Here is a 26,199-nt window from a genome sequence, read left to right as displayed (position 1 = left end):
GGAATGAATCGAAGATTGACGGCCATCGTAGGATTTGCAATCCATGAAGTAAAATGGTCTTTATTCACCAATAAATGAATTTCATTCATACGAAATAGTGCTGGAACGCATTCATTTGTCCATCGTTCAAGAAGTGGAAAAGCAGGGATCGCTGACCGCCGCAGCCGACGTCCTCTGCCTCACGCAATCGGCACTCAGCCACAGCATGCGCAAGCTCGAAAAGCAGCTCGGCACCGATATCTGGCTGCGTGAGGGCCGCCACCTGCGGCTCACACAGGCTGGCCACTATCTGCTGGCGGTTGCTGGCCGCGTGCTTCCGCAGTTGGACCTGGCCGAAGACCGCTTGCGCCAATACGCACAAGGCGAGCGCGGCGCGCTACGGATCGGGATGGAATGCCATCCCTGCTACCAATGGCTTCTCAAAATCGTCTCGCCCTACCTCACGGCATGGCCCGACGTGGAGGTCGACGTGAAGCAGAAATTCCAGTTCGGGGGCATGGGTGCGTTGTTCGGCTACGAGATCGATCTACTCGTCACGCCCGATCCCTTGGAAAAACCGGGCATCGTTTTTCAGCCGGTATTCGATTACGAGCAGGTGCTGGCAGTCCCCACTCAACATGCGCTGGCACGCCGCGAATATGCCTTGCCCGCTGATTTGAGTGACGAAGTGCTCATCACCTATCCGGTGGCCGTGGACCGGCTTGACATCTTCAGCCAGTTCCTGCAGCCCGCGCGCATCACGCCAAAGCGACACAAGACGATCGAAACCACCGACATCATGATGCAGATGGTGGCGAGCGGAAGGGGCGTTTCAGCCCTGCCCCGCTGGCTCGTCGAGGAATACGCGAACAAGATGGATGTCACCCCGGTACGTCTTGGCACCCAAGGCATACCCAAGCAGATCTATCTGGGCGCCCGCGAATCCGATCTGCAGGTCGACTATCTACAGGCCTTCATCGCCACAGCTCTGGAGCATGACGCAAAAAGGTCGTCATGATCTCAGAGGCGGCGTTTGCAAACTGCGAACTGGTGCGCCTGAACCTGAGTTGACCTTGGTCTGTATGCGCCGTTCACTGCCAGTCCAGCGATTGCCTCGCTATTGCCACCCTTGAACCGCTGGGCAGAAATGTTGACTAAGAAAGCCATGAGTGAACACCATTTCATCCCTGCAGCAGCAACTCGGAAAGCCGACAAGCCCATCTCTCAGGGCAATTCGCGTTCCGCGTGCCCCGCGTATTGGGCAAAGCGCTGAAAGCCCGGCCCATGCATGGGCTGACGCGTCTCCCAAGGCCAACCACCAAATCCAGTACGCTGAAAGTCACGCTTGGCTTGGTGAAGTTCTTCGATGGTGTTGGTGACGTAGACCGTGGAACGAATGACGGGCTCGCCAAGGGGAACGCCTTGCATCAGCATCAGTTGCACAGGCTGAACGCTCCGATTACTCAGTGGCAGCGGAGCTTGTGCGACGACACGAACGCGGCGATTGGCGCCCACGTCTTGCCCGGCGACGAGCAGGCCGTTGCCCTCATAGGCAAACAGCGTGCGTTGGCTATCCGGGCGCGTTGCCGGTGGCAGGGTGATGCGGGCACCGGGGGCGATGGTGATGACCCAGATGGCCAGTTCGGACTGCGGATCGGCAGCCCAGGTGTCGGGTGTAGGCGACAAGGGCTCAATGAAGGGCGCGCTGGCGTCTTCTTGCGGCTGGTAACCACCAGCGACGATATGCACATTTACCCCCTCGTGGCGGTAGTGCGGGATCTGCTCTGCCCACATCATTTTGTATGATGGGCCCACCATCTTTTTATGGCCGGGCATGTTCAGCCAGACCTGGAACAGCTCAAATTCGTTGGGCTGGTCTTGGTGCAAAAGGGGGAACATCTCGGCATGCTGAATGCCACCGCCCGCCGTCATCCATTGCACATCGCCCGGTCCATACCGACCGCTGTTGCCCAGCGAGTCGGCGTGGTCGATAAACCCTCTGCGCAGGATGGAGACGGTTTCCATCCCCCGGTGGGGGTGATTGGGAAAGCCGGGCATGCCGTCTGCGCCCGCATACAGACTGTAGCCGTCGGGGTTGGCGTAGTCTTTGCCAGCGGGGTGGCCTTGGCGATGCTCCAGCGGCACGGCATATTGCGCATCACCCGATGGGTAGTGCTCGATATGGTGGGCACACAGCAAAAACGGATCGATGCCCACCCAAGGCCAGCTCAAGTCCACGCATTCCAAAATGGGGTTGTCAGCGATGGGATGAATCATGAGAAGCACCTGTATCGTTAGAGAGCACAAAAGAACGGGCCAGATGTACGTCTGACCCGCTGGTTTTACCATGCTGGTGCCGGTGAGCAATGATTGGCGGTCATTCGCCATGAGACTTGACCAGCCTCCAAACCGGGAGAGGCTGGCAGTCACGCAAGACGGGTATCACCTCCTGATGAAAGCTCATCATGGTCGGGCCATACGCCGCCAGCCACTCTCCAATCAATTGATCCAGTCAGAAGCAATCACCCGGCACTCGCACACTGCCTTCCATGAGGATGCGCGCGCTGCGGCTCATCAGGGCCTTGGTGACCACCCATTGGCCGTTTTGCATCTCCGCCTCGGCTCCCACTCGCAATGTGCCCGAGGGATGACCAAAGCGCACGGAAGAATGTTCGCCGCCACGTGCAGCCAGATTGACCAACGTACCAGGAATCGCTGCCGCCGCGCCGATGGCGACCGCCGCCGTGCCCATCATCGCGTGGTGCAGTTGCCCCATTGACAGCGCACGCACAAGCAGATCCACATTCTGCGCCTCGACGCGTTTTCCGCTGGATGCCGTGTAGCTCGCGGGCGGTGCAACGAAGGCGATCTTGGGCGTGTGCTGGCGTGTAGCGGCCTCTGCGAGAGTCTTGATCAGGCCCATCTTGAGTGCCCCATGTGCACGGATGGTCTCGAATCGCGCAAGCGCTGCGGAGTCCCCATTGATCACGCTCTGCAATTCTGTGCCCATGTAGCCGATGTCGCGGGCGTTCAAAAAGATGGTGGGAATACCGGCGTTGATCAAGGTGACATCCAAACTGCCGACCCCGCGCACATCAAGGCGATCGACCACGTGGCCAGTGGGAAACATGGCCCCGCCTTCCTCTGCGTCATCGGCTGGATCGAGAAATTCGAGCTGCACTTCGGCGGCGGGAAAGGTCACACCATCAAGCTCGAACTCGCCCGTCTCCTGCGCCTGGCCGTTGGTGATGGGGACATGCGCGATGATGGTCTTGCCGATGTTGGCCTGCCAGATGCGGATGGAGCACAAACCGTTCTCGGGAATGCGATCCGCATCGATCAAACCCATATGGATGGCGCAAGGTCCGACCGCCGCCGACAGATTGCCGCAGTTGCCACTCCAGTCCACCAACGGCCTGTCGATGGAAACCTGGCCGAACAGGTAGTCCACATCGTGTTCGGCACGCGTGCTGCGCGCCAGAATCACCGCCTTGCTGGTGCTCGATGAGGCATTGCCCATGCCGTCGATCTGCTTGCCATAGGGGTCTGGGCTGCCGAGTGTGCGCAGCAGGATGACGTCTCGCGCGGCGCCAGGCTGCTGTGCGGCTTCAGGCAAGTCCTTCACATGGAAGAACACGCCCTTGCTGGTACCACCGCGCATGTAGGTTGCAGGAATCTTGATTTGAGAAGATCGCTTTGTCATGGTCTACCAATTGCTTTTGACTGCTCAGGCCGCGATGGCCGCAGCTCGATTGGACGCCAGAAAGTCCTGGGCAAATCGCTGCAATACGCCACCGGCTTCGTACACTGATACCTCATCCGCCGTATCAAGGCGGCAGGTCACCACCACCCGATCCGTCTGGCCGTTCGAACGGCGGATGATCAGTGCGAGATCGGCACCGGGCGTGCGTTCGCCCACCACATCATAGGTCTCCGTGCCGTCGAGTCGCAGTGTCTTGCGCGTCGTTCCCGGTTTGAACTCCAGCGGCAGCACCCCCATGCCGATCAGGTTGGTGCGATGTATGCGCTCAAATCCCTCCGCAACCACCGTTTCCACCCCCGCCAGTCGCACGCCCTTGGCCGCCCAATCGCGGCTGGAGCCCTGACCATAGTCGGCCCCGGCGATGATGATCAGAGGCTGCCTGCGATCCAGATAAGTCTCCATGGCCTCCCACATGCGCACCACCTTGCCATCGGGCTCGATGCGCGCGAGCGATCCCTTCATCACCTGCCCATCGACGACCGCCATCTCATTGACGAGCTGCGGATTGGCGAACGTCGCGCGCATGGCGGTCAGGTGATCGCCGCGGTGCGTGGCGTAGGAGTTGAAGTCTTCCTCGGGCAAACCCATCTTCGCCAGATATTCACCGGCAGCCGAGTCCGCCAGGATGGCATTGGACGGCGAGAGGTGATCAGTAGTGATGTTGTCGGGCAGCAACGCCAGAGGGCGCATGCCTGTCAGCGTGCGCGGATTGGCCGCTAGCGCACCGACACCCTCCGTATCCCAATACGGCGGTCTGCGAATGTAGGTGGATCGAGCGCGCCATGCATACTGAGCCGCTGCCTTCTGCCCGTCATCCTGACGAATGGCGAACATCGGCTCATACACCGCACGGTATTGGGCAGGCTTCACAGCAGCCTGTACCACGGCGTCAATCTCCTCATCACTGGGCCAGAGATCAGCCAGGCGGATTTCCTTTCCGTCGACGACGTCCAGCACATCACGCTCGATATCGAAACGCACCGTGCCCGCAATCGCATAGGCCACCACCAGCGGCGGCGATGCGAGAAACGCCTGCTTGGCATAGGGGTGGATGCGACCATCGAAATTGCGGTTGCCCGAGAGCACCGCAGTCGCATACAGATCGCGGTCGATGATCTCCTGCTGAATCTTCGGGTCGAGCGCGCCGCTCATTCCATTGCAGGTCGTGCAGGCAAACGCGACGATGCCAAAACCCAGCGCCTCCAGATCATCCAGCAGTCCTGCCTCTTGCAAATACAGTTCCACGGCTTTCGATCCAGGCGCAAGCGACGTCTTCACCCAGGGCTTGCGTGCGATGCCCAGACGGTTCGCATTGCGCGCCAGCAGCGCCGCCGCGATCACGTTGCGCGGGTTGCTGGTATTGGTGCAGCTGGTGATGGCCGCGATGATCACGGCGCCGTCGGGCAGCAGGCCCTTGGCCTCTTCGGCGCGGGCCATTTCCAACTTGATCGCACCGGCGATGCCGCGATCCACAAGCTGCGCCGTCGGCAAGCGACGATGGGGATTGGATGGCCCTGCCATGTTGCGAGCCACGGATGTCAGATCAAACGTCAACACCCGCTCGTAGCGCACATCGCGCAACGTATCCACCCAAAAACCAGCGGCCTTGGCGTAGGTTTCGACCAATTTCACCTGCTGCTCTTCGCGGCCCGTGAGCCGCAGGTAGGCCAGCGTCTGCTCATCGATGGCGAACAGCGCAGCCGTTGCGCCGTATTCAGGGCACATGTTGGAGATGGTCGCGCGGTCGCCAATCGACAGGCTCTCGGCACCCTCGCCATAGAACTCCACATAGGCGCCGACGACTTTTTCCTTGCGCAGGAATTCGGTCAGCGCGAGCACGATGTCGGTCGCCGTGATGCCCGGCTGTCGACACCCCGTCAACGCGACACCGACGATGTCTGGCAGGCGCATCCACGAAGCGCGACCCAGCATCACGTTCTCGGCCTCGAGCCCCCCCACGCCCACCGCGATCACACCCAGCGCGTCCACGTGCGGCGTGTGGCTGTCGGTACCCACGCAGGTGTCGGGGAATGCCACGCCGTCCTGCACATACACCACGGGCGACATTTTCTCCAGATTGATCTGGTGCATGATGCCGTTACCCGCAGGAATCACGTCCACGTTGGCAAAGGCCTTCTTCGTCCACTCGATAAAGTGGAAACGGTCCTCGTTGCGGCGATCCTCAATGGCGCGGTTCTTTGCAAAGGCATCAGGATCGAAGCCGCCGCACTCCACAGCCAGCGAATGGTCCACGATGAGCTGCACCGGCACAACAGGATTTACCGCCGCCGGGTTCCCCCCCTCTTTCGCAATCGCATCGCGCAGCCCGGCCAGATCGACGAGCGCGGTCTGCCCCAGAATGTCGTGGCACACCACGCGCACGGGATACCAGGGAAAGTCGATTTCGCGCTTACGCTCGATGAGCTGGCGCAGGTAGTCGGCCAGATCCGCAGGATCGGCGCGGCGCACCAGATTCTCGGCATGCACGCGTGCGGTATAGGGCAACTGCATCCAGGCATCGGGCGCCATTGCGTCAATCGCCGCGCGCGCGTCAAAATAGTCAAGCCGAGTGCCTGCAAGTGGTTTTCTGTATTCTGAATTCATGGGGTCTGACAACAGGACGGGCGCAGCGCCCGCTCTGGTTACTCGGAAAAATAAGAAGTCGATTCATGCACCGGCGTGACGCATCATGCACGCGCTTCGATGGGCACAAAAGTCTGGTCTTCGGGGCCGGTGTAATTGGCGCTTGGACGAATGATCTTGTTGTCCACGCGCTGCTCGATGATGTGCGCCGCCCAGCCGCTCGTGCGTGCAATCACGAAGAGCGGTGTGAACATGGCGGTAGGCACACCCATCATGTGGTAGCTCACAGCGCTGAACCAATCGAGGTTGGGGAACATGGTCTTCACCTCCCACATCACCGATTCGAGACGCGCCGCGATGTCGAACATCTTGGTCGATCCCGCATCTTCCGAGAGCTGCCTGGCGACCCCCTTGATGACCCCATTGCGCGGATCGCTGACCGTGTAGACGGGGTGACCGAAACCAATCACGACCTCCTTGTTGTCAACCCGCCGGCGGATGTCCGCTTCGGCCTCCTCGGGATTGTCGTAGCGCTTCTGGATTTCAAAGGCCACCTCGTTCGCCCCGCCATGTTTGGGTCCGCGCAGTGCGCCGATGGCCCCCGTGATCGACGAGTACATATCGCTGCCCGTGCCCGCCACCACGCGCGCGGTGAAGGTGGATGCGTTGAACTCGTGCTCGGCATAAAGATTCAGCGAGGTATGCATCGCACGCTCCCAAAGTGCGCAGGGCTTTTTACCGTGCAACAAATGCAGGAAGTGCGCGCCGATGGAGTCGTCTCCGGTTTCCACATCGATGCGCTTGCCCGATGTGCTGAAGTGATACCAGTACAGCAGCATCGAACCGAGCGACGCCATGAGGCGATCGGCAATATCGCGGGCTCCCGGCAGGTTGTGGTCATCCCTCTCCGGCAACGTGCATCCCAGCACCGACACGCCGGTGCGCATCACGTCCATGGGATGACTGGCGGCAGGCAACTGCTCCAGCGCCTGCTTCACGCTTGCAGGCAGGCCGCGCAAGGCTCTGAGCTTGTCCTTGTAGGCCCGCAGTTCTGCGCGCGTAGGCAGCTTGCCGTGCACCAGCAGATGCGCGATTTCTTCAAACTCGCAGACCTCCGCGATGTCCAGAATGTCATAGCCGCGGTAGTGCAGATCATTGCCGCTGCGCCCCACGGTGCACAGTGCCGTGTTGCCAGCCGTCACGCCCGACAGGGCAACGGACTTCTTGGGTTTGAAGATGGAAGCGACAGGCGCTTGCGAGGTCGTGGTGTTCATGCGGGGGTCTCCTGATTCAGATAAGAACAATGGATGGCAACGGGGCGGCCCTGAATGTCGACAGCCACCATTTCAAAGATGCCTTTGAGCACCTCCTCCGGCGGAATGCCGGGAAGATCGGCCAGGCCGGTGACACACACCGTCATGGAGCTGCGCCCGACTCTGCTGACCCAGGCGCGCAAGACAAGACGATGGCCCACAGGCACGGGGGCCAAAAACTCAACGCCTGTGACGCTGACCATCACCACTTCGTGCTCGGCAAGGCTGCGCGCAGCAAGGAAGGCGGCCTTGCTCATCCATTGCAGGCCTTGTCCCGCAAACAGCGTGCCGTGGTGATTGGCAAACGTCGGCAGGATCAACTCCTGCAGTTCTACCGTTCCGTTGGGTGTTGTCATGATTCGCAATTTACGCAAAACTCACGGTTTCGAATAGAACTAAAAAAGCGAACTTTTGCGAACAACCCTCGGTGATTTTGCAAATTTTGCGAATGAATTTCTCAGGAACACCTTTCGATGAAAAAGACTTTCATGGGCGTGAAACTGCGCACACTGCGCTCGGAGCGCGGCTTGTCGCAGATCGGTCTGGCACATGCCCTGGGCTTGTCGCCCAGCTATCTCAACCAGCTCGAACAGAATCAGCGCCCCTTGACGGTGTCCGTGCTCCTCAAGCTCAATCGGGCACTGGGAGTCGACATCCAGCAATTTTCGGAAGATGAGGAAGCGCGACTGGTCGCAGGTCTGCGCGAGGCACTTGCCGATGCTTCAGAGGGTATTGCGCTCCCGGAATTGCAGGAAGTGGCCGCGCAGATGCCAGCGCTCGGCTGGGCAGTCATCGCATTGCACCGTCGCCATCTCGAAGCAATGGAGCGAATCGAGACGTTGTCGCTGAAACTGGGCGATGATCGTTCCGATGCCAGCGTGCTGCGCGTCATGCCCTTCGAAGTGGTCCGCGATTTTTTCTTTCTGCACAAGAACTACTTCGACGAAGTCGACCGCGCAGCTGAACTCCTGGCCAGAGAGTCCAGAGAATCGCGTTCGCATGGCGGCCAGCTCTCGGGTTGGTTGATCCACCGTCTCGAAGAACGCCACCGCGTATCGGTACGCTTTCTGCACGATTCACGCGAAAGCCAGCGCCACTTTGACCCGATCACTCGCGTGCTGCAACTATCCTCGGCACTGGAGCCCGCACAGCAGGCATTTCAACTGGGCACACAATTGGCGCTGCTCGAGATCGGCGACACCATCGATCAACTGATCAATACGCCGCAGTTCGCCAACGACAACGCAGCCCGCCAACTGGCGCGGGTGGGCCTCGCCAACTATTTCGCCGGAGCCCTGCTGCTGCCCTATGGCCAGTTTCTGGAAGCGGCCGAAGATTTGCGATACGACATCGACCTGCTTGGCCAACGTTTCGGTGTGGGCTTCGAGACGGTCTGCCATCGGCTCAGCACGCTGCAGCGGCTTGACGCGCCGGGAGTTCCGTTTTTCTTTGTGCGCGTGGACCGCGCGGGCAACATTTCCAAGCGGCAGTCGGCCACCCATTTTCACTTCAGCCGCACGGGCGGCACTTGCCCGCTATGGAATGTCTATGAAGCCTTCGGTCAACCCGATCATGTGCTGAGCCAACTGGCCAGCATGCCCGACGGTCGCCGCTATCTCTGGGTCGCACGATCCGTCTCGCGCGGACAACGCGGCTATGGTTCTCCGCGCAAGACCTTTTCCATTGGCCTCGGATGCGACGTTCGCCATGCATCGCGGCTCGTCTACGCCAAAGGACTCGACCTCAACGACCCGGATTCCGCCACGCCGATCGGCATGGGCTGCAAAGTCTGCGAACGTGATCAATGTCCCCAGCGGGCCTTTCCTTACGTGGGCAAAGGCCTGAGCGTCGATGAAAACTCGAGTCGTTTCGTACCGTATGGATTTGGCAATTGAATCTTGAGAGTGTTTGTCATTTCGCCCTGCGCCAGCTGCACAGCAGCGCAGGAGTCCAGCAAATACGCTTCGGTGTTTGATCTGCATTAACGCGGGAATCAAATCGGCAGGCTTCGCGACATCGCTGGTTGAAACCACTACATCTAGTGCTTAGCATACACACATAGCACTACATATAGCGTTTCACATCATGTCTGACCGCACCCTCCCTCCATCGTTCGTCATCAAGCGCGATGGCAGCTTGAAAGAGTTCTCCGCTCAAAAAATCTCATCTGCGCTTGCGCGTGCAGGGGGTGCGACAGGAGAGTTCGACGCCAAAGCGGCGCAGAATCTAACCCGCGATGGGGTCCTTGCACGGCTTGCGTTGCATGCCGGGGCGACCCCACGCATCGAACAAATTCAAGACATCGTTGAGGCCGTACTCCTGGATGCAGGTCATCGCCAAACCCTGCGCGCCTACATCGTCTACCGCGAACAACACCGACAACTGCGCGATACACGCAACAGTCTCCTGGACGTAGAAGCGTCGATGAACGAATACCTGCAGCAGACGGATTGGCGCGTCAACGCGAACGCCAATCAGGGCTACTCGCTGGGCGGACTGATCCTCAATGTGTCCGGCAAAGTCGTGGCCAACTACTGGCTCAACCACGTCTACCCACCCGAAGTGAGTCGGGCGCATCGTGAGGCCGATCTGCACATTCACGACCTCGACATGCTCAGCGGCTACTGCGCTGGCTGGTCACTGCGGACCCTGTTGCATGAAGGCTTGAACGGTGTGGCGGGCAAGGTCGAATCCGGCCCGCCAAAGCATCTCACAAGCGCCGTTGGGCAAATCGTCAACTTCCTGGGGACCATGCAAAACGAATGGGCAGGTGCGCAAGCCTTCAGTTCATTCGACACCTATCTCGCGCCCTATGTGCGCAAGGACCGACTGGGCTACCACGAGGTCAGGCAATGTCTCCAGGAGCTTATCTACAACCTCAACGTGCCCTCGCGCTGGGGCACGCAGACGCCGTTCACCAATCTCACGTTTGACTGGGTTTGTCCCGAAGACCTGCGTGAACAGGTGCCCGTGATCGCTGGCGAGGAAATGCCGTTTGTCTATGGCGATCTGCAAGATGAGATGGCGCTCATCAACAGGGCCTACATCGATGTGATGACCACGGGAGATGTCAAGGGACGCGTGTTCACCTTTCCCATACCCACTTACAACATCACCGAAGATTTCGACTGGGAAAGCCCGAACTCGCTGGCACTCTTCGAGATGACTGCACGTTACGGTCTTCCCTACTTCCAGAACTTTATCAATTCTGAACTCAAGCCCCACCAGATTCGCTCGATGTGCTGCCGCCTTCAGCTCGATCTGCGCGAGCTGCTCAAGCGCGGCAACGGACTGTTCGGCTCGGCAGAGCAAACCGGCTCGCTCGGCGTCGTGACCATCAACTGCGCACGCCTTGGCCATGTCCATGCAGGCGACGAAAAAGCATTGTTCGCGCAACTGGATACCTTGTTGGAACTGGGAAAGCAAAGCCTGGAAATCAAGCGCAAGGTGATTCAGCGACTCATGGACCAAGGCCTGTTTCCATACACCCAACGCTATCTCGGAACGCTGCGCAACCACTTCTCGACGCTGGGCGTGAACGGCATCAACGAGATGATCCGCAACTTCACCAGAGGCGCACACGACATCACCACGGAGTCGGGGCACGGTTTCGCCACCCGCCTGCTGGACCATGTGCGCGAGCGAATAGTGGCATTCCAGGAAGAGACAGGCCATATGTACAACCTCGAGGCCACACCCGCTGAGGGAACGACTTACCGTTTTGCCAAAGAAGACCTCCGGCGCCATCCCGGCATTCTGCAGGCGGGCACGCTGCAGAACCCGTACTACACCAATTCATCGCAACTCCCGGTGGGATACACGGACGATCCATTCGAAGCCCTGGAACGCCAGGACGACCTGCAGCGCAAATACACCGGCGGCACCGTGCTGCACCTGTATATGAACGAGCGGCTATCGAGTGCGCAAGCCTGTAGCGACCTGGTGCGGCGCGCGCTCTCGCGCTTTCGACTTCCCTACATCACGGTGACGCCCACGTTCTCGATCTGCCCTACACACGGCTACCTTTCAGGACATCACGAGTACTGCCCGAAATGCGATGAACAGATTCTCAAGCGCAAGCAACATGAAGCGGCTTGATCCACTTTTTCAACCACTCCAAAGGAGTCCCACATGTCCAACCTGATCCAGACGAATCCCAGCGCACAGGCGCACCCCGTTCTGCACAATGAAGAGCGCCAACCTTGCGAAGTATGGACCCGTGTAATGGGTTATCACCGTCCTGTCGCCTCATTCAATGTGGGAAAACAGGGAGAGTTTGCAGAGCGCCTGCACTTCAATGAATCATGCTGCGCACCATTGAACTGAAGCCCGGCCACGGATTCGATACGTCCGTGCATCGACGTGAGTTGCGCGTAGGCGGGCTCACGCCGTTCACCAGCATCGATTTTCCGGGGCGACTCAGCGCAGTCATTTTTGTGCAGGGTTGTCCTCTACGTTGCGGCTATTGTCACAACCCCCATCTGCAGCAACGCAAGTCCGCTTCGGAGATGCGTTGGACGCCCCTGCTCGAATGGCTCCACAAACGAACGGGACTGCTTGATGGGGTGGTCTTCAGTGGCGGAGAACCCACGGTCGATCCGATGCTGAAAGAGGCCATCATGCAGGTTCGCGCACTGGGATTTTCGATTGGACTGCACAGCGCAGGCACACATCCTCGCCGCATGCGGGAGATTCTCCCGCACATCGACTGGATAGGTCTCGACATCAAAGCGCCGCTTGACGATGTGACCAAATACGAACGCATCGCAGGAGCTCGCGCAAGCGCACTGAAGGCGGAGGCCTGCCTGCAGTCGGTACTTTCTTCCGGCATCGAATATGAAGTGAGGACCACGGCACACTCCCTTTGGCTGGACGATTCCGCCTTGCTGCAATTGTCCTGCGGACTTGCAGCGCGTGGCGTGAAACGCTTTGCCCTGCAACTTGCACGTGCAACACCGCATCAACCGGCTCCTCACCAGATCGACTACCCCGCTCCTGCCACGCTGCAACAGATCGACAAGCTATTCCAGCACTTCAGCGTTCGCAACGAGCCCGCCCACACGCAGGGCCGCAACGCAGCATGACTCGATAAAAATGGCGCGTCGAATAGAGGCTTAGAGGTTTCAAATCGCGCTAATCGGGCATCGCATGTGGATGGTCTGCCAAACGGAATCTTCATCACGACACTGATGAGTCACGCCGGGTTTGGTGGAGGCTGGTGTGTTGAAGTGCAGACGTCAGCTTGCACAGGTTCGAACTTGCCAAGGCACTTTGGAACGAATCCGCTTGACGCATGCTTGCGTCTCAAGCGTCAGGTTGCACAAGCGGTGCCGCTTTGGAAAATGCGGCGAGCGGGCTGCATGCCTGATCGACTGCGCTGATCAATGGCCAATTCGCCATGTCGACCTTGAAGCGACGAGCGCTTTCGATTTGGGGGATGAGGTAGACATCCGCGATGGTAGGTGCGTATCCGAAGCAGAATGCACCACGTTGGTTGTCCTTGGCCAGCAAAGCCTCAATGGCATCGAATCCCGCCGTGATCCAGTTTGAGCACCATGCATTCAACTGCGTTTCGTCCGCGCCCAACTGCTTGCCCAGATACTGCAGAATCCTGCGATTGTTGATCGGGTGCACATCGCAACCGATGATCGCCGCCAGAGCGCGTACATGTGCGCGAGCTTCAGGCTCCTTGGGGAGCAAGGCCGGATCGGGGAAGCGTTCTTCAAGCCACTCGATGATGGCCGGGGACTGGATCAGGGTCTCGCCGTCGTCGAGCGTCAGCGCAGGCACCAGGCCCTGGGGGTTCACCCCTTTGAACGAAGGCTGTGCCTGCTCGTCAACACGCAGGTCCACCGGGATGTAGTCCGGCGTCAGTCCCTTGAGGTTGAGGGCGATGCGCAGGCGGTGCGAGGTGCCGCTGCGAAAGAAACTGTAGAGCTTCATTCCCAACGTCCTTATTCGGGCTGACCGACGGTGAGTTCGAGCGTGCCGACGCCTTCCACGCGGCCGGTGATCTTGTCGCCGGGGTGCACGGCACCCACGCCTTCTGGTGTGCCTGTGTAGATCAGGTCGCCGGGTTGCAGGTGGTAGAACAGGGACAGGTCGGCGACGAGTTCGCGGATGTTCCAGATGAGCTTGTCGACGTTGGACTGTTGCTTGACCTGGCCGTTGACGCTCAGCTCGATCAGGCCGGACTCGATCACCTTGCCGGGCATGGGCACGATTTCGGAGGAGACGGACGAGTTCTCGACGTCCTTGCCCAGATCCCATGGGCGGCCCTTGTCGCGCGCCACGAGTTGCAGATCGCGGCGCGTCATGTCGAGGCCGCAGGCATAGCCGTAGATGTATTCATGCGCCTGCTCTGCCGGGATGCGGAAGCCCGCCTTGCCGATGGCGATCACGAGTTCCATTTCGAAATGGTAGTTCTTGGTTTCGGGCGGATAGGCCACGGTCGAGCCCGACAGCGTCAGCGTCTGCGGGGCCTTGGTGAAGTAGAACGGGCGCTCGACGCTCTTGTCCACCGGACGGCCCATTTCGACGGCATGCGCATGGTAGTTGCGGCCCACGAAGAACAGGCGGTGGATGGGCATGCGCTGCTCGCTGCCGCGCACGGGCAGGGATTGAACGGGAGACGGGGACCAGAGGTAGTTGGAAGCGGTCATGGATAACTCGTTTTGAAAATGAATTGAAATGAGATGAGATGAAATTCGTTGGAATGAAGATGCGCGATCAGCGCGGCGCGTCCACCTGCGAGCGGTAGGCGTGCACGGCTTCGTAGATCGGCGTGTCGGCAAAGCGGAACATGTCGAGTGCGGCGCAGCCCGCGTCACACTGCGCGGTGAAGGGTTGCCATGACGGCACGACAAACATGTCGCCACGGCGCACGGTCCACTGGCGGTTTCCGACAGTGACGGTGCCTTCGCCATCGAACACCTGGAACACGGCGGAGCCCACTTCGCGCTTGGTCAGCGTGCGGGCACCGCGCTTCACGCGATGCATTTCGCAGCGGATGGTGGGCAGCACATCGCGGCCGTTGGTGGGGTTGGAGTAGCGCACGGCAGCGTGGCCTGGGCTGATCGTCGCCGGGCAGCCCTCGTCCTCCAGCGCCAGCTGTTCATTTAACGCGCGGTCGGTGTCAACCCAGCGGTAGGCGAGCAGCGGCGTGGCGACGGAGTCCTCCATCTGCGACACCGGGCGCAGACCCGGATAGGCCCAGAGGCGCTCGGAGCGCGAGAACTCGGGCGTGGTGTTCTCCTCGGGGCTGAGCTGCATGCGGCCGTGCTCGAAGAACTGCGATTCGGTGTAGTAGGCGAACGGGATGTCCAGACCGTCGATCCATGCCATCGGTTCGGTGGCCGCGTTGTGGTGCGCGTGCCAGTTCCATCCGCCCTGCGGAAGAAAGTCACCGCGCGACATGCGGATGGAATCGCCGTTGACCACCGTCCACACGCCCTCGCCTTCCACCACGAAGCGGAACGCATGCTGCGAATGGCGGTGCTCGGGAGCATTCTCGCCAGGCATCAGGTATTGGATGGCGGCCCACAGATTGGGCGTGGCGAAGGGGCGTCCGCCAAGCGCGGGATTGGCCAGCGCGATGGCGCGGCGCTCACCGCCACGGCCCACCGCGACGATGCGTCCAGCCTCGTCGGCCAGCTTGAGCAGATGGTCCCAGCGCCACAGATGCGGTGCGGCCTTGCTGCCGGGATGGACGGGCATGAGGTCGCCGATCTGCGTCCACAGCGGCACCAGCATTTCCTGCTCGAAGCCGCGATACAGACGCTCGAGTTCGGGTGTCGGCTCGGGCTGGCCCGGTGCAGACACGGCGGCAAGCTTGAGGGGCGAAGGGATGGCGTTCTGCACATTCTGAATGGTCATGTTTGTCTCCTTCAAGCGGCAACGGCGGTGGCGTTGTCAAGCGCAAGGCAGCGCTCCACGGTCCAGCCGTAGAGCCACTCCATGGCGTCGTAAAAGCGCTCGGGCGAGCGGCCCGTCCACAGGTCGTTGCGCACCAGGCGCTCCACGCCCTTGGCGTGAAAGATGCGGCCCATTTCGCGGGCCGACAGCACCACGCGGGCGGTGCGGGCGATGCGTGAGCGCTCGTAGAGTTGCAGCGCGCTTGGCCAGTCGTGGTCGCAATGAGCGAGGGCTTCGCCTAACGTCACCGCGTCTTCGAGTGCCATGCACGCGCCCTGGGCGATGTACTGCAACGTGGGGTGGGCCGCGTCGCCCAGCAGCGTGGCGCGGCCGAAGGTCCATTGGCCGATGGGCTCGCGGTCCGCCGTGGCCCAGCGCTTCCAGCTCTTGGGCAGATCGATCAACTGGTGCGCGCGCGGGCAGCAGTCGCGGTAGTAGCTCTGCACCTCTTCGCGGCTGCCTTCACGCACGCCCCACTCCTCAGTCTCGCGGCTGTGGAAGGTGACCACCACGTTGTACTGCTCGCCACCGCGCAGTGGGTAGTGCACCAGGTGGTAGTTGGGGCCAACCCAGATGCTCGCCGCGTTCCAGCGCAGATCTTCGGGAAACTCGTTCTTCTCGACCACCGCGCGATACACCACATGGCCCGACACGCGCGCGGGATCGCCCACGTAGTGCTCGCGAACGACAGACTTCACGCCATCCGCGCCGATCAGCGCCTGCCCCTTGTAAGCGTTGCCGTGCTGGTCGAACACCCTGACCACCTCGCCGTCCTGCGCTATGCGTTCGATGCGGGTGTCGGTCAACGTCTCGATGTTGCCGTGCGCACGCGCGCCTTCGAGCAGCGAGGTGTGGATGTCCGCGCGATGAATCACCGCGTAGGGGTTGCCGAAGCGCGCGCGGAACGCCTCGTCCGTGGGGATGCGGCCGACCAGTCGCTCGTCGAGCGCGTCGTGCATCACCATCTCGTCCGTATAGACCGCCCGGCCACGGGCGAGCTCGCCGATGCCGAGCGCGTCAAACGCCGCAAACGCATTCGGGCCAAGCTGAATGCCCGCGCCTATTTCTCCGAGCTCGGGTGCCTGCTCCAGCACCTTCACCGCGTAACCCAAACGCGCCAGCGAGAGCGCCGCAGCCACTCCGCCAATGCCGCCACCCACCACCAACACCGGTAAATCTGATGCACGCATCGTTGACAACGCTCCTCTATCCAGCATGAATTCGAACCAATTAAACAGTATGCTTATTATCAGTGTACTGTCTATTTTTCATAATCAACCACTAGGGTTTATGCTGATACTGTGCTCAAATCCGCCGAAAGAAGACATGCTTGGCGCGCTTCGCATGCGCGCACGGCGCTATGATTCCGCGAGCCAAATTGCCGGGCACGCCGTTGCCATCAGCCCCAAACAACGAGCGCGCCACGGTGCACGACATGAAAAAACATTCCCCTGCCGAACTGGAAAATTACCCCGGTTACCACATCCGCCGCCTTCAACAGATCGCGGTGGCGGTGTTCGTCGAAGAGACCGCCCACTGGGGCGTGACCCCGGTGCAATACGCCGCACTGTCGGCCGTGCTGCGCAAGCCGCAAGTCGATCAACGCACGCTGGCGCGGCTGATCGGCTTTGACGCGTCCACCATCGGCAGCGTGATCGACCGGCTCGAAGCGCGCGGGCTCATCGTGCGCATCAGCAACCCCAAGGACCGTCGCTCCAAGATGCTCGAAGTGACCGCCGACGGACAGCAGCTGCTGCTCGCCGCCGAGCCCTCCGTGCTCAAGGCGCAGGAGCGCATGCTCGACCCATTGCCTCCCGGCAAGCGCAAGCAGTTCATGGAGATGCTGGCGTTTCTGACCGAGGCCAATGGCGACTTCGCGCGTGCGCCGGCCACCGGCCATTTCAAGAGCGGCAGCGAAGGCGACTGATACTGCCTTCTTCCTTGGCATGACGCGCTCCGGTATGCACTTCGCGCATATCAGCCTCTGAGCTTCTCATCTTGTTGCGCGGTAGCCCGACGCGGAGAATCATTTTCAGATTCTTCAATACCGGCAACTGCTGACAACTCACGAGAAAAAGCGTCATGGATAGACTCAAGGACAAGGTCGCCATTGTGTTTGGTGCGGGCCCCAACATCGGCGGCACGATTGCTCACTTCATGGCCCGCGAAGGCGCGCGCGTCTGCGTCACCGACGTGAGCGAAGCCGCCGCCAACGACACGGTCAACTTTCTGCGCGAGCGAGGGCTTGAGGCCTTCGCGATGCAGGGCAATGCCCGCGTCGATGCCGACGTCAAGCGCGCGGTCGACGAGACCATAGCGCGCTACGGCCGCCTCGACATCTCGGTGAACATGGCCGGCCGCGTGCACTGGAGCCATGTGCTCGACATGAAGCACGACGACTGGGACGACTCCGTCGCGAGCTTCGCCACCGCCGCGCTTATCACCACCCAGCACTGCGCACGGGCGATGATCGAGTCGGGCAACGGCGGCAGCATGATCCACATCCTCTCGACCGCCGCGCATTTCGGCGAGGCCGACGGTGCCGCCTACTGCTCGGCCAAGGCCGGGTTGCTGAGCTTCGTGCGTTCGTCGGCGCTCGACCTCGCGCATCTGGGTATCCGCGTGAACAGCGTCACGCCCTGCTCCATGGAGCACCAGCTATGGAGCACGATGCGCGACGAGATGTTCAACCCCGAATGGAAGGTGCCCGCAAACAAGGGCTTCTACTCGCGCCAGGAATACCTCGACCAGATGCCGCTGCGCCGCTTTCCGCGCGCCGCCGATCTCGCGTGGGCAACCGTGTTCCTCGCGTCGGACGAATCGGCCTGCATGACGGGATCAGACATGGCCGTCGATGGCGGACTGCGTCACAAGTACCCCACTTGGTCGCCGGGCCGTCATTACCCGCTCAGCATCAAGGACTACGCCCGCTCCATCGAGTGGACGAAATTCGGTGAACCGCAAGGCCCGCTCACCGACCTGATGGGCGAGCCCGTCTGAACCACCGAATACCCCACCGGAGACAAACAATGAGTCAACTCGACGAACGTCGCCTCGCGCGCGCCGCGCAATTCAACCGCCTCACCGAAAGCGGCCCGGAGACCGACATGGGCAAGCTGATGCGCCAGTTCTGGCAGCCCATCGCGCTCGGTGAAAGCGTGGAAGTGGGCGCGGCCATTCCGCTCAAGATCATGCACGAGGAGCTGACGCTCTATCGCGGCGCGAGCGGCAAGCTGCATCTCGTGGGTGGACGCTGCGCGCACCGCCGCACGCTGCTGCATACCGGCTGGGTCGATGGCGAACAGATCCGCTGCATCTACCACGGCTGGCAGTTCGACAGCACGGGCGCCTGCGTCAAGCGCCCTGCCGAAGCCGACACCGGCATGCCGCGCACCAAAATCGCCGGTTACCCCGTCAAGGAATATCAGGGCCTGGTGTTCGCTTATCTAGGTGAAGGCGACGCGCCCGAATTCGATCTGCCCCGCAAGCTGCTGACCGAGCGTGAAGGCGCCCTCGTCGCCAACGGCATGGAGCGCTGGGACAACAACTGGTTCCAGCAGGTCGAGAACTCGATGGACGCTGTGCACGTGAGCTTCGTGCACATGGCGCTCACCGTGGGCGCTTTCGGCAAGGCCGTGACCACCGGCATTCCCGAGCTCAGCTACGAAGAAACCGCCTCCGGCATACGCCAGACCGCGCGCCGCAGCAAGGACAACGTGCGCCAGAGCGACTGGACCTTTCCGAACAACAACCACATCACCGTGCCGGGCCTGACGCCCGAAGATCCATGGCTCGACGTGTTCGTCTGGATGACGCCCAACGACGATCTGAACACCACGCGCTTCATGATCTACAGCCTGCCGCCGGGAGCCAGCGAGGCCTCGCGCATGCGCTTCAAGACCTACTTCGCCAAGTACGGCAAGTACGACCCGGCCGACCATCATGACGCGTTGTTCGGCTCGCGCGTCTGGAAGAACCCCGAAGACACCTTCGTGGGCCTGACCGCTGCGCAGGACTATCTGTCCATCCGTGGCCAAGAACGCGTGACCAAGCGCGAAGACGAAATCCTGGGTCGCTCGGACCTCGGCATCGTCACGCTGCGCAAGCTGTTCTGGCGCGAGCTCGATCTGGTGCGCGCAGGCCAACCGATCAAGGCTTGGTCGTCGCTGGACGAGCCCGTCGAATTGCCGCACCAGCCCGGAGAAGAGCCCGCAGTCGCCGCACAGGCCTGACGCTCTTTCCCCTGCGCCGCGACGCCGCCGAGCACCGCAGCTCCACGGCGGTGCTCGCGGAGCACTATCTGCCTCCAGGCCGCTCTCCTGTCGGCTTTTCCTCTCGATTCTTTTTCAGGTATGTCGATGCCCGACCTCACCCCTCACGAAGCGCTCCCCGAAGAGCTGTTGATGTTCCGCGAATCCGTGCGCCGTTTTGTCGAGAAGGAACTGATTCCGCTCGAGCACAAGCTGGATTCCGCCGGTCTGCTGGATGACGCCACCGCGCAGCAAGTGCGCGAGCGCGCCAAGGCTGCCGGTCTGTGGCTGCTCGACGTGCCCGAAGAGATTGGCGGACAAGGCCTCTCGCTATTGCCGCTGACCGTCTTCTGGGAAGAAGTCGGCCGCAGCACGGTCGCCTCCTGGGTGCGCGACCACGGCCTCTTCGGCCCGATGGTTGGCCCGATCCTGATGGGATTGAACGAGGCACAGCGCAAAGAATATCTCTACCCCGTCGTCGAAGGCCGCAAGCGCTTTTGCTTTGCACAGACCGAGCCCGACGCGGGCTCCGATCCGTCGACCATGCGCACGCGTGCCGTGAAGACCGAAACTGGCTACCGCCTCAATGGCGTGAAGCGCTTCATCACGCGTGCGGCCAAGGCCGACTTCGCGCTGATGATGGCGGTGACCGATCCCGAGAAGGGTGCGCGCGGCGGCATCTCCTGCTTCATCGTGGACATGAAGGCAGCGGGCGTCACGCTGGCCAGCTCCGAGAAAACCGTGATGGGTGATTCGCCGTGCGAGATCGCCCTGCAGGATGTGGACGTCCCCTTCGGCAATCTGGTGGGTGTCGAAGGCAAGGGCTTCGCATTGGCGCAGGGCTACATCAACCACGGCCGCATCCGTCAGGGCGCGCACTGCATCGGCGCGGCCGAGCGCTGCCTTGGCCTCACGGCCGCGTATGCCTCGCAGCGCACGACATTCGGCGAGCCGCTGTCCGAACGCCAGGGTGTGCAATGGATGCTCGCCGACGGCTTCACCGAGGTCTACGCCTCGCGCCTCATGGTCTATGACGCGGCGCGCAAGGTGGAAGCCGGTGTGGACGCCAAGCTCGAGACTTTCATGATCAAGACCTTCGCCGTGGAGATGGGCTTTCGCGTCATCGACACCTGCATGCAACTGCACGGCGGCATGGGCCTCACGCAGGACACACCGATCGAGCGCTTCTGGCGCGACCTGCGCAGCTACCGCATCACCGAAGGCCCGACCGAGGTGCTGCGCACCACGCTCGCCCGCCAGATTCTCAAGAACTTCGCCTGAACGGAGCGACTCATGAAAGACGCACTGAAAGACATTCTGGTCATCGAACTGGGCACCGTGCTGACCGCCCCCCTCGCGGGCATGATGCTGGCTGATCTCGGTGCACGCGTGATCAAGGTGGAGCATCCCGAGGGCGGCGATCCGTTCCGCCGCCACGCGGGCAAGCTGTACAGCCCCCACTTCGCGGCCTACAACCGCAACAAGGAAAGCATCCAGCTCGACCTGCAGTCGGAAGCGGGCAAGGCCGACCTGGCCAAGCTGATCGCCAAAGCCGACGTGCTGCTCGACAACTTCCGTGCGGGCGTACTGCCGCGCCTCGGTTTCGGTGACGACGTGCTCAAGGCGATGAATCCGCGTCTGATCCACTGCTCGATCACCGGCTTCGGCGCCGAAGGTCCCTACAAGGACCGCCCCTGCTACGACGCCGTGGCGCTGGCCATCAGTGGCCTCGCCAGCCAGAAGCTTGATCCCGAGCGGCCGATTCTCAACGGCCCGTCGCTCTCGGACAACATCACCGGCATGTATGCGGCCTACGGCATTCTCGGCGCGTTGCACGCCCGCGAGCGCACGGGCCGGGGCGAGCGTGTGGAGATCAACATGCTCGAAGCCTCCATCGCGTTCTCGCCCGAAGGCTTCTCGCAATTCACCCGTCTGGGCGCCGCGCCCACGCCGATGTCGCGCGTGGCGATCTCGCAGTCCTACGCATTCCGCTGCGCGGATGGCAGGTTGCTGGCCGTGCACCTGTCATCGGTCGAAAAATTCTGGCTCGCCTTCGTCGCGGCACTGGAACGCCCCGAGCTGCTGACCGACGAACGCTTCGAGACGCCCGCACTGCGCACCCAGCACTACACGCTGATCGCAGAGCTCGTCGGCCAGGTGTTCGCCGAGCGTCCGTATGCCGAGTGGGAAACGCGTCTTGCAGCAGCCGACGTGCCGTTCGCTCCCGTCAAGACCGTCCCCGAAGTCATGCAGGACCCGCAGGTGCAGACGCTCAAGCCGTTCTACACGATTCAGCACCCGGAGCAAGGCAAGCTCGTCGCCATCCATCGTCCGGTGAAGATCGGCGGAGAACGTGGCCCGACCGAGCTGGCCGCTCCGGTTCTCGGCGAGCACTCCGCAGCCATTCGACGCGAGTTCTCTTTGTTCTCTTTGAACTGAGCTTCGCCACCACAAACCCATAAGAGACGCTGAACACCATATGTCCAAACTCGAACTCTCTCTCGCCATCGGCAACTACGACCGCTGCCGCCCTCTCATCGACGGCGCCGTGCAGATCGACGGCGTGAACCCCGTCGTCATGACGCTGTCGCCCGAGGAAATCTTCTTCCGCGCGTTTCGCGGTCAGGAATTCGACATCTGCGAACTCTCGCTGTCCAGCTCCACGCTGCAGGCCGCGCAAGGCAATTTCCCTTACGTCGGCATTCCGATTTTCCTCTCGCGCGCGTTCCGTCACACGGCCATCTACTGCCGCACCGACCGCATCCAGAAGCCCGAAGACCTGCGCGGCAAGAAGATCGGCCTGCCCGAGTACCAACTGACGGCCAACGTCTGGGTGCGCGCGATCCTGCAGGAAGACTACGACATTGCCCCATCGGACGTGACCTGGGTGCGGGGCGGCATGTCACACGCCGGTCGCCCCGAAAAAATCAAGATCAAGCTGCCCGAAAACGTGCGCGTGGAAGACGCGCCGGAAGGCGAGACCATCTCCAGCCTGCTCGCCAAGGGCGAGATCGACGGCTACGTGGCCCCGCGCGCGCCCGACGTTCCGGCCGGCACGCCCCACATCGGCTGGCTGTTCCGCGACCCGATCGAGGCCGCCAAGGACTATTACCGCCGCACCAACATCTTCCCGATCATGCACATCCTGGGTGTGCGCCGTGAACTGGCCGAGCGCCATCCGTGGCTGCCAGGCGCCATCTACAAGGCGTTTGCGGAATCCAAGACCAAGGCGCTGGAGCACCTCTCCGAAACCTCGGCCACCAAGATCACGCTGCCCTTCGTGGAAGAGCGCTTGAAGGAAGCGCGCGACCTGATGGGCGAGGACCACTGGTCATACGGCATCAAGGCCAACCGCCACGTGTTGGAAAACTTCTTCAAGCACCACCACGCGCAAGGCCTGTCGCCGCGTCTGGTCACGCCAGAAGACCTGTTCCACCCTGGCACGTTCGAGCAATTCAGCCTCTGAGGAATCCGCCATGTCCTTGAGCAGCGAACAAATCTTGCAGCAGTGGCATGCTGCGCATCTGGCTCCTTTGTGGAACAGCCCGAACGCGCACAAGCCGCCGCCGGGCCCGGTTCCCAGTCATCTGTGGCGCTGGAACGAAATGCGCCCGCTGATCGAGCTGGCGTTTCAGGAAACATCACCACAGGCCGTGCAGCGCCGCGTGCTGCAGATGCTCAGCCCGGCGGCCCAGTCGCTGGCGGACGAGCACACCTGCGGCAACGTGCTCGCAGCCTACCAGTGCCTGCTGCCCGGCGAGACCGCGCGCCCGCACCGCCACACCATGAACGCGCTGCGCTTCATGCTCGAGGGCTGGGGCGTGATCACGCTGGTAGACGGCAAGGAATGCCCGATGGAGTTCGGCGATCTGGTGCTGACCCCCGGCATGACCTGGCACGAGCACCGCCACGACGGCACAGAGCCGGTGGTCTGGCTCGACGTGCTGGACGTGCCGCTGCACATGCACATGGGCTCGGTGGTGTTCCAGCCAAGTCCGATTACCGAGCCTTCGGTGACCATGCCCGACGCGGCCTTCGCCCATGCCAACGTGGCACCGCTGGTGACACTCGGCCGCACGGACCATTCGCCCGTGTTCCGCTATCCCTATGCCAACGTCGTCGGCGCGCTGCAGCATGCACCCAAGAGTGCCGATGGCTTGCGCCGCGTTCGCTACATCAACCCGCTGAACGGTCGGGGCGCGCTTGCGCTGCTCGACGCCAGCATGATGCAGATCGACGTGGACACGACCTCGCTCCCGATGCGCACGAACGCCAATCTGGTGATCACCGTGGTCGAGGGCGAAGGCGAGAGCCAGGTCGGCGAACAGCGCATCCGCTGGTCGGCGCGCGACGTGTTCACCGTGCCGCAGCACAACTGGGCATCGCACAGCGCCTTCGGGCGGGACGCACGCCTGTTCGTGGTCTCTGATGCCGACGCGATGCAGCGCCTGAATCTGCTGCGCGAAGAACTGGGCACCGCAGCGCCCGTTGAAGAAGAAGGTACAAAATGAAGATCTGCTGGTTCAACGAACACCGCCTCGGCGTGGTGCTGAAAGATCAAGTGCACGACGTCACCGACGCACTGAAGGCGCTGCCCGCGCCGTCCTACCCACAGGTGAGCGGGGATCTGGTCATCGCGAATCTACCCCAGTTGCGCGCGGAGATCGAACGCATCCTGCCCTCAACCACGGCACAGTCCACAAGCGCAGTGCGCTTTCTCAGCCCCGTGGCCCAACCCGGCAAGATCATCGGCGTGCCGGTGAACTACCAAGCGCATGTGGAAGAAGCCCAGCGCGACGTGGCCATCTTCACCAACCGCTACACAGGCGGCGTGAAGGAGCAAGGCCTTTTTCTCAAGGCCAACAGCTCACTCATCGGCTGCAGCGAAGCCGTGAGAATCACCATGCCCGAGCGCCTGACGCACCACGAGATCGAACTCGCGGCCGTCATCGGCAAGAAGGTGTCGAACGTGTCCAAGGAAGAAGCGCTGTCGTGCATCGCGGGCTATTCCATAGCGCTGGATATGACCGTGCGCGGCCCCGAGGACCGCTCGCTGCGCAAGTCGCTCGATACCTACTCCGTGCTCGGCCCCTGGCTGGTGACGGCCGACGAGATCGCCGACCCGCAGAAGCTCGACCTGCACCTCACGGTCAACGGCGAGACCCGCCAGATCACCAACTCGTCGCAGATGATCATGTACATCGCCGAGCAGATCGAATGGGCGTCGAGCTTCTACACGCTGTATCCGGGCGATGTGATCATGACCGGCACCTGCGAAGGCGTGGGCCCGGTCGTTCCCGGTGACGTGATGCATGCGCGCATCGAATCCATTGGCGACATGCGCGTGCGCGTCGAAGCTGCGGGAGCCTGAGCATGTCGGACAACAGCACCACCGCGCACGACAAGCTCACGCTGCGCGTGCAGTCCATCACCCATGCGGCCAAGGACACGTACCTGGTCGAACTCACCGACCCGAACGGCAACCCCCTGCCCTCGGTGACACCGGGCTCGCACATCGATCTGCATCTTGCCAACGGCATCACGCGCTCGTATTCGCTGGTGCAGTCTGGCGACGCGCCCGTGTCCTATGTCGTCGGCGTGAAGCTCGACGCCAAAAGCCGTGGCGGTTCGCGCTATGTGCACGAACAGCTGCGCGTGGGCAGCCTGCTACCGGTATCGATGCCGCGCAACCTTTTCCCGCTCCACGAAGATGCCAAACACACGGTGCTGATCGCAGGCGGCATCGGCATCACGCCGATCTGGTGCATGGCCCAGCGCCTGCAGGCCATCGGTGCATCGTGGGAGATCTGGTACAGCGTGCGTTCGCGCGCCGATCTCGCCTTTGTGCCGCTGCTGCAGGCCATGGGGGATCGCGTGCATCTGCATGTCGACGAAGAGGCTGGCAAGATTCTCAACCTGCCCGCCATCGTCGCCGCCGCACCTGACGGCACACATTTCTACTGCTGCGGCCCCACACCCATGCTGGACGCGTACGAGACGGCCGCTGCGGTGCGTTTCCCGGCAGGGCAGATCCATCTCGAGCGCTTTGCGGCCAAGCAGGCGGCTTCTGTCGATGGCGGCTTCGTGATCACGCTCGCCCGCTCCGGCCGCGATCTCGTCGTGCCGCAAGGCGCGAGCGTGCTCAAGGTGCTGCTGGACAACGGCATCAACGTGGACTCTTCCTGCCAGGAGGGCATCTGCGGCTGCTGCGAGGTCGTCGTGCTTGAAGGCGAGGTGGACCACCGCGACGCCATCCTCACCGAGGCCGAACGTGCCGCCAACAAGACCATGATGGTCTGCTGCTCGGGCGCCAAGTGCTCGCGACTCGTGCTGGATCTGTGATTCTCGATTGCGATGCCAGCATCGCAATCGAGATGGTTCAACCCCAACCAGTCAC

At 61.8% G+C, this 26,199-nt stretch carries 23 protein-coding genes; 14 read left to right on the top strand and 9 right to left on the bottom strand.

The annotated features are described in order from the left end of the window. Positions 1–97 precede the first annotated feature (97 nt). Complete coding sequence (locus G7047_RS06860) at positions 98–997, top strand: LysR family transcriptional regulator (RefSeq protein ID WP_166302622.1); 900 nt, start codon at positions 98–100, stop codon at positions 995–997. Between the two features lie 206 nt (positions 998–1,203). Here the strand turns inward: G7047_RS06860 and G7047_RS06855 are convergent, their stop codons facing one another. The 5 genes from G7047_RS06855 to G7047_RS06835 all read right to left on the bottom strand — a co-directional run bounded on the left by G7047_RS06855 (position 1,204) and on the right by G7047_RS06835 (position 7,994). After that, a complete protein-coding gene (locus G7047_RS06855) occupies positions 1,204–2,256 on the bottom strand; it encodes a pirin family protein (protein WP_166302619.1) in 1,053 nt (350 codons plus the stop codon). A 235-nt stretch (positions 2,257–2,491) separates the two neighbouring features. Next, positions 2,492–3,682, bottom strand: a complete 1,191-nt coding sequence (prpF, locus tag G7047_RS06850) for a 2-methylaconitate cis-trans isomerase PrpF (RefSeq protein ID WP_166302616.1) — start codon at positions 3,680–3,682, stop codon at positions 2,492–2,494. 24 nt (positions 3,683–3,706) lie between these two features. After that, complete coding sequence (gene acnD / locus G7047_RS06845; protein WP_166302612.1) at positions 3,707–6,346, bottom strand: Fe/S-dependent 2-methylisocitrate dehydratase AcnD; 2,640 nt, start codon at positions 6,344–6,346, stop codon at positions 3,707–3,709. An 83-nt stretch (positions 6,347–6,429) separates the two neighbouring features. Then, positions 6,430–7,599 carry a 2-methylcitrate synthase gene (gene prpC, locus G7047_RS06840; RefSeq protein ID WP_166302609.1) on the bottom strand — a complete coding sequence of 390 codons (1,170 nt, stop codon included), beginning with the start codon at positions 7,597–7,599 and terminating at the stop codon, positions 6,430–6,432. Then, positions 7,596–7,994, bottom strand: coding sequence for an acyl-CoA thioesterase (locus tag G7047_RS06835; protein WP_166302605.1), 399 nt, complete (start codon positions 7,992–7,994; stop codon positions 7,596–7,598). The genes prpC and G7047_RS06835 overlap by 4 nt, the downstream gene beginning before the upstream one ends. Positions 7,995–8,111: 117 nt before the next feature. On the opposite strand from G7047_RS06835, the gene G7047_RS06830 reads away from it, so the two are divergent. The 4 genes from G7047_RS06830 (at position 8,112) to G7047_RS06815 (ending at position 12,722) form a co-directional block, all read left to right on the top strand. Next, the gene (locus tag G7047_RS06830; protein WP_166302600.1) at positions 8,112–9,533 is read left to right on the top strand and encodes a short-chain fatty acyl-CoA regulator family protein; all 1,422 of its coding nucleotides are present in this window, start codon (positions 8,112–8,114) and stop codon (positions 9,531–9,533) included. A 190-nt stretch (positions 9,534–9,723) separates the two neighbouring features. Continuing rightward, on the top strand, positions 9,724–11,736 hold the full coding sequence (locus tag G7047_RS06825) for a ribonucleoside triphosphate reductase (protein WP_166302596.1): 2,013 nt from the start codon (positions 9,724–9,726) through the stop codon (positions 11,734–11,736). A gap of 33 nt (positions 11,737–11,769) precedes the next feature. Next, positions 11,770–11,964 (top strand): anaerobic ribonucleoside-triphosphate reductase, encoded by a 195-nt coding sequence (nrdD, locus tag G7047_RS06820; protein ID WP_166302592.1) that lies wholly within the window; start codon positions 11,770–11,772, stop codon positions 11,962–11,964. After that, positions 11,943–12,722: an anaerobic ribonucleoside-triphosphate reductase activating protein gene (locus tag G7047_RS06815; protein WP_166302589.1), complete on the top strand. Its 780-nt coding sequence runs from the start codon at positions 11,943–11,945 to the stop codon at positions 12,720–12,722. The genes nrdD and G7047_RS06815 overlap by 22 nt, the downstream gene beginning before the upstream one ends. Before the next feature lie 220 nt (positions 12,723–12,942). On the opposite strand, the gene maiA is transcribed toward G7047_RS06815, so the two are convergent. From maiA to G7047_RS06795, 4 genes are all read right to left on the bottom strand, one after another. After that, positions 12,943–13,581 (bottom strand): maleylacetoacetate isomerase, encoded by a 639-nt coding sequence (maiA, locus tag G7047_RS06810; RefSeq protein WP_166302586.1) that lies wholly within the window; start codon positions 13,579–13,581, stop codon positions 12,943–12,945. A gap of 11 nt (positions 13,582–13,592) precedes the next feature. Beyond that, positions 13,593–14,300, bottom strand: a complete 708-nt coding sequence (locus tag G7047_RS06805; protein WP_166302583.1) for a fumarylacetoacetate hydrolase family protein — start codon at positions 14,298–14,300, stop codon at positions 13,593–13,595. Positions 14,301–14,367: 67 nt separating this feature from the next. Further along, a complete protein-coding gene (locus G7047_RS06800; RefSeq protein WP_166302580.1) occupies positions 14,368–15,513 on the bottom strand; it encodes a cupin domain-containing protein in 1,146 nt (381 codons plus the stop codon). 11 nt (positions 15,514–15,524) lie between these two features. Continuing rightward, positions 15,525–16,742, bottom strand: coding sequence for a 3-hydroxybenzoate 6-monooxygenase (locus G7047_RS06795; protein ID WP_240939392.1), 1,218 nt, complete (start codon positions 16,740–16,742; stop codon positions 15,525–15,527). 245 nt (positions 16,743–16,987) lie between these two features. Between G7047_RS06795 and G7047_RS06790 the strand changes: the two genes are divergently transcribed. From G7047_RS06790 to G7047_RS06750, 9 genes are all read left to right on the top strand, one after another. Next, entirely contained in the window at positions 16,988–17,479 is a 492-nt protein-coding gene (locus G7047_RS06790) for a MarR family winged helix-turn-helix transcriptional regulator (protein ID WP_166302574.1), read from the top strand. A gap of 155 nt (positions 17,480–17,634) precedes the next feature. Then, positions 17,635–18,552, top strand: coding sequence for an SDR family NAD(P)-dependent oxidoreductase (locus G7047_RS06785; protein WP_166302570.1), 918 nt, complete (start codon positions 17,635–17,637; stop codon positions 18,550–18,552). A 29-nt stretch (positions 18,553–18,581) separates the two neighbouring features. Further along, positions 18,582–19,784, top strand: coding sequence for a Rieske 2Fe-2S domain-containing protein (locus tag G7047_RS06780; RefSeq protein ID WP_166302565.1), 1,203 nt, complete (start codon positions 18,582–18,584; stop codon positions 19,782–19,784). Between the two features lie 126 nt (positions 19,785–19,910). Continuing rightward, positions 19,911–21,083, top strand: a complete 1,173-nt coding sequence (locus G7047_RS06775; protein WP_166302561.1) for an acyl-CoA dehydrogenase family protein — start codon at positions 19,911–19,913, stop codon at positions 21,081–21,083. A gap of 12 nt (positions 21,084–21,095) precedes the next feature. Beyond that, entirely contained in the window at positions 21,096–22,241 is a 1,146-nt protein-coding gene (locus tag G7047_RS06770; protein WP_166302558.1) for a CaiB/BaiF CoA-transferase family protein, read from the top strand. Positions 22,242–22,281: 40 nt separating this feature from the next. Next, positions 22,282–23,268 (top strand): ABC transporter substrate-binding protein, encoded by a 987-nt coding sequence (locus G7047_RS06765; RefSeq protein ID WP_166302554.1) that lies wholly within the window; start codon positions 22,282–22,284, stop codon positions 23,266–23,268. Positions 23,269–23,278: 10 nt separating this feature from the next. Then, positions 23,279–24,313 carry a cupin domain-containing protein gene (locus tag G7047_RS06760; protein ID WP_166302549.1) on the top strand — a complete coding sequence of 345 codons (1,035 nt, stop codon included), beginning with the start codon at positions 23,279–23,281 and terminating at the stop codon, positions 24,311–24,313. Next, the gene (locus G7047_RS06755) at positions 24,310–25,173 is read left to right on the top strand and encodes a fumarylacetoacetate hydrolase family protein (RefSeq protein ID WP_166302544.1); all 864 of its coding nucleotides are present in this window, start codon (positions 24,310–24,312) and stop codon (positions 25,171–25,173) included. The genes G7047_RS06760 and G7047_RS06755 overlap by 4 nt, the downstream gene beginning before the upstream one ends. A gap of 2 nt (positions 25,174–25,175) precedes the next feature. Next, a complete protein-coding gene (locus tag G7047_RS06750) occupies positions 25,176–26,144 on the top strand; it encodes a PDR/VanB family oxidoreductase (protein WP_166302541.1) in 969 nt (322 codons plus the stop codon). The last annotated feature ends 55 nt before the right edge of the window (positions 26,145–26,199 follow it).

The organism is Diaphorobacter sp. HDW4A (assembly GCF_011305995.1).
Lineage (GTDB): Bacteria > Pseudomonadota > Gammaproteobacteria > Burkholderiales > Burkholderiaceae_C > Diaphorobacter_A.
The sequence above is the reverse complement of the archived record's forward strand: the minus strand, read 5'-3'. Positions and strand labels throughout refer to the sequence as shown.